Source organism: Moorena sp. SIO3I6, assembly GCF_010672095.1.
The window spans coordinates 1-1,673 of record NZ_JAAHHU010001106.1 but is presented as its reverse complement, the minus strand read 5'-3'; the positions used below and the strand labels follow the sequence as shown (position 1 = coordinate 1,673).

General features: G+C 39.9%; 2 protein-coding genes. Both read right to left on the bottom strand.

Annotation, left to right across the window (positions count from 1 at the left end; all coding sequences use genetic code 11):
• A partial coding sequence (locus tag F6K49_RS46640; RefSeq protein WP_293109273.1) for a transposase occupies positions 1-953 on the bottom strand: 953 nt, incomplete at its 3' end.
• 249 nt (positions 954-1,202) lie between these two features.
• The coding region (locus tag F6K49_RS46635; RefSeq protein WP_293109271.1) for a type I restriction endonuclease at positions 1,203-1,673 on the bottom strand (471 nt) is incomplete at its 5' end.

Genomic DNA, 1,673 nt, shown 5'->3' with positions numbered 1-1,673 from the left:
GTATAAGCAGGATTTACCGCTACTGTTTGTCTGCCAAACTTTTGTCCAAAATATTCCAGCCATTTCCTAAATTGATACCAACCAGCGTCATTAATAGACTTGGCAAGGCAGTGGTTTTTGACCAGATTTTTTACCCTCAAGTCTTCGTAAGCGACCACATCGTTAGAGTGGATTACGCAGCGCGCCAGTCTCTTGGCGTGCTCTTCACGCTGCCTACTTATTTTGAGGTGCGTCCTACCTAATCTATTAATGGCTTTTTTTCGATTGAATGAGCCTTTCTTTTTCCGAGAAACTCGGCGTTGATAAAACTTTAACCTCTTTTCTCCTTTTCGATAAAACCTGGGATTTTGCTCTACGCCTCCTTTGGAATCGGTATAAAATTCCTTGAGTCCTACGTCCAGTCCGACATTGGTATGAGAAGGCTCCAAAGGCTCCTTGATATCAACTTTTATGCAGAACTGAACATAATACCCATCCGCGCGACGCACTAATCTAACTCGTTTAATCAGTTTTTGTTCGTAACGCCATAACTCCCAGGTTCCCTTCAGTTTTAATTTTCCAATACCTTTCTTGTCTAAGAAATTTATTGACTTAGCATCAGGAGATAATTTCCAACCCGATGTCTTGTATTCAACCGATCGAGAAAACTTTTTAAATTTAGGGTATCCCTTTTTCCCAGGAGTTTTCTTTTTGCACTTGTCGTAGAATCTAGAAATTGAGCTATAAGCTCTTTCTACTGAAGCTTGGCAAGCATGAGAGTTCAAGTCTTTTACAAAGGGATATTCAGCTCTAAGCCACGTATTATGGCGATATAAGTCCTTCTGTCCTACGCCCTTATTGTCCATCCAGTAACGAATGCACTTGTTTCGGACAAACTGACCAGTACGGATCGCCTCATCAATCGCAGCGTATTGAGTTTTCTTCCCTTTGACCTTAAATTCTAAGACTCTCATTTTTGACGTGGGACAACTCTACGTAAATTATAACACAAAAAGAGAAAGCCGTCCGTTGAAGTTACCGTAAGATAGTGGAGTCTTTATGGTTGGCAGGCTATGCGTAAAAGGGTTAAAACTTATTGATTAAGACTCCACTATCTAAGGTTTCGTCTCCTAGAAGGACGGGGCTTGAAACCCAAATTTTTTGGTCAATAACCTCATGATTCGGATCGTAAACAATTAACCAGACTTGATATTAATACTTGATTATTGCCTCACTAATTGATTAAAGCGCTTTAGGATTTTGAGAACCTGCTCCAAGCCTGTCTTATTCCGAAGATAAAATGAATCTGATTCACCATACTTTGGTGTATTGTCCTTGCTCAGTTTAAGAAAAATAAAATCTGGCCCATTGGTGATAAATCCAAAAGCAGGTCTTTCTGATTCAAGACTCCCTAGCATATAACTTAGTGCTTGGGGGATGCCAACTTCTAGGGAGTAATCGGCTCGTTTGGCTTCGATGACTAATACCCAAAATTCTGGAGTGTAGATGAGTATATCAAGTCTTCCGGTAATAATTGTTTCTTGATCTTGGGAAGTAATTTCTACGACTTTTTCAGCAGTAATATAAAAGGGATAACGATAAAAACCAGCTAGTTTCAATAATGGGGAAAGTACTACCATTTTGACAATGGTTTCCACCATTGGGCGCTCTGATAAGTGGAGATAGTCTCTCTT